The 3,285-nt window shown below is 31.5% G+C and carries 3 protein-coding genes; all 3 read left to right on the plus strand.

Translation table 11 applies throughout. The features are described from left to right. A partial coding sequence (gene ligA / locus RQ893_RS08725) for an NAD-dependent DNA ligase LigA (protein WP_311482626.1) occupies positions 1-1,667 on the plus strand: 1,667 nt, incomplete at its 5' end. 1 nt (position 1,668) lies between these two features. Then, entirely contained in the window at positions 1,669-1,947 is a 279-nt protein-coding gene (gene gatC / locus RQ893_RS08730) for an Asp-tRNA(Asn)/Glu-tRNA(Gln) amidotransferase subunit GatC (RefSeq protein WP_311482627.1), read from the plus strand. Positions 1,948-1,955: 8 nt separating this feature from the next. Further along, the coding region (locus tag RQ893_RS08735) for an amidase family protein (RefSeq protein WP_311482628.1) at positions 1,956-3,285 on the plus strand (1,330 nt) is incomplete at its 3' end.

Raw genomic sequence — 3,285 nt, forward strand, 5'->3', positions numbered from 1 at the left:
ACCTTGAATATATAATGGAATATAAATTTGATGGTCTTACCATAAACCTTACTTATGAAGATGGTTTTCTTAAAACAGCTGCAACCAGGGGTAATGGTATTGTGGGTGAAGAAGTCAAAGCCCAGGCAGAAACTATTAGGTCAATACCTTTTATGATTAAAGAAAAATCACTCATTGAGATACAAGGTGAAGCCCTTATGCCTCTATCAGAATTAGCTAGATACAATAGGGAAAATGAAATACAACTAAAAAATGCAAGAAATGCAGCTGCTGGTGCTATCAGAAACCTAGACACAAAAGAAACAGCAAAAAGACATCTAACAGCGTATTTTTACGCTGTTCCAACTAATAATCTCAATTTTAAAAATGAGGAAGAGATGCTTGATTTTCTAAAAGAAATGAAATTAAATGTGCATCCTTACCATAAAAAAGTAAGAAGCTTAAATGAAATAATTAAAGAGCTTGAAAGAATTAAGACAGAAAGAAAAACTTTAGATGTCTTAACAGACGGCGTTGTTATTAAAATAAATGACAAGAAAACTCAAGAGGCTCTTGGATTTACAGAAAAATTCCCAAGGTGGTCAATAGCTTACAAGTTTGAGCCAGAAGAATTTACAACTAAATTACTTGATGTAGTTTGGAATGTCGGTAGAACAGGTAAAGTTACCCCATCAGCAATTTTAGAACCGATAGATTTTTCTGGAGTTACAGTATCTAGAGCGACCTTAAATAATTATGATGATATAGAAAGAAAAAAAGTAAGGATAGGATCTGATGTTTTCATAAGAAGATCAAATGATGTCATACCTGAAATTTTAGGGGTAGTTGATGAAAACCAACCAGGAACAAAAAAAATACAAAAACCTAGTCATTGCCCATATTGTAATAGTGAGCTAATTCAAGAAAAAGTTCATATAGTATGCCCTAACTCAATATCTTGTACTCCTCAGCTTTTAGCAAGGATGGAACACTACTCATCTAGAAATGCCATGGATATTGAGGGATTATCAGAAAAAACTATTGGTCAACTTATAGAAGAATTAGGTATTAAAGAAATATATGATATCTATGATTTAACCTATGATGAGCTAATAAAACTTGAAAGGTTTGGTCCAAAGAAAACTAAAAACCTCATAGATGCTATAGAAAATAGTAAAAATAGGGATTTAAATGCCTTTATATATGCTATAGGAATCCCAAATGTAGGAGAGAGAACTGCAAGAGACTTGGCAAATAAATTCAAATCTTTTGACAAATTAAGAAATGCTACAGTAGATGACCTAGTTGAGATTGAAGACATTGGGGAAATAACAGGTGAAAATATAGTAGAATTTTTTCACGATAAAAATATAGTAGAGTCTATAGATATTCTTTTATCTAAGGGCATAAAACTTAATAACCCAAGTGATTATGAAAATACTTCCAATAAATTAGAAGGAATCAGTTTTGTAATAACAGGGACTATAGATGGTTACAATAGGGACGATATTAAGAAAATGCTTGAAGATAATGGCGCTAATGTAAGGACTTCAGTATCTAAAAATACTGACATTGTTTTAGCTGGAGAAAAAGCTGGTTCAAAAAAAGATAAGGCAATAGAATTAAATGTTGAAATATATGAAGATAAAAAATTATATGATTTCTTATCTGAATTAAAAGGAGAATAGGATGGATGTAAAAGAAGTTGAGAGAATCTACAACCTAAGCCACTTGAGTTTGGAGAATCAAGATAAGGAGTTGATTGCTCAAAAATTTAATAGGGTTTTAGATTTTATAGAAGAGATCTTTACAGTCGATACAGAAAATGTTGAAATGACAGAATATATTAAGAATCACAAGGCTGTATTTAGAGAAGATAATCCAAAAGAATCTCTAGCTAGATCTAAGGCTTTAGAAAATGCAAAAGATACTGAATTTGGATATTTTAGATTAGATTGGAAACTATAGGAGCAATAATGAATATAAAAGCTATTATAGATAAGTATAAAAATAAAGAAATAAGTGTAGAAGAAAATATAAAATTAATATTAGAAAAAATAAAAAATGATGACACAAATGCATATATAACTTTTGATGAAACAGATTCTTTAAAAAGAGCCAAAGAATTAGATGAAAAATTAAAAAACGGTGAAAAATTAGGTTCTCTTTTTGGGGTTGCTGTCGCTGTCAAGGATAATATTTCCTATAAAAATATGAATATGACTTGTGCATCAAAAATGCTTAAAGATTTTAGACCAATGTTTGATGCAAAAGTTATAGATAATTTATTAAATGAAGATGCAATAATAATTGCAAAAACAAATATGGATGAGTTCGCTATGGGTGGAAGAGGAAAAACTTCTTTTTACGGACCTGTCAAAAATCCACTTGATAAGTCAAGAGTTACAGGTGGTTCTTCATCCGGTTCTGCAGCGAGTGTTGCAAAAGATGATGTACTTGTATCCTTAGGCACAGATACAGGTGGATCTGTAAGATGCCCTGCGAGTTATTGTAATATTCTAGGCTATAAACCAACTTATTCTATGGTTAGTAGAAATGGAGTTGTTTCAATGGCAAACACCTTAGACCAAGTATCAGTATTTGGTAAAAATGTTGCAGACGTTAGGACTGTTGCTCAAGCAATAGAAGGCCCAGACGCAAACGACATGACAGTAAGGTTAGATGATTATAAGTACGAAATTAAAACTTATGATTTCAAAGGTAAAAAAATTGCTTATATATCTGCAGATGACGAAATGCATAAAGATATTGATCCAACTGTGGAAAATGATTACAATCTTGCTTTAGATGCACTTAAAAAACTCGGAGCAGACTTATCTCCAATTAGGTTAGAATATTCTAAATATGCAAATCCAGTATATAATGTTGTAATGTCTAGTGAAGTTTCTTCTAATATGTCAAGATTTGATGGTATTAGGTTTGGATATCAAAGCGAAAAATATACTTCAGTAGAAGAATTATTTATAAATTCAAGATCAGAGGGTCTCGGAGAAGAAGTGCAAAGAAGGATAGCACTAGGAACAATGTATTTGTCAGCTGATGATAACCAAAGAGTTTATAGACAAGGTTTAAAACTTAGGACTTTAATAAAAGAAGAATTAGAAAAAGTTTTTGAAACCTACGACTTAATTATTACTCCAACAGTTACAAACCTACCACCAGCTCTTGATGATGACTATAGGGATCCATTGAGTGATTTTCAGTCTGATGGTTTCAATGTTATAGTAAATTTATCTGGTATGTGTGGTCTTTCTTTACCAGTTAGGTCAGGCATATCTGGATCAA

Source organism: uncultured Anaerococcus sp. (assembly GCF_963510915.1).
Lineage (GTDB): Bacteria > Bacillota > Clostridia > Tissierellales > Peptoniphilaceae > Anaerococcus.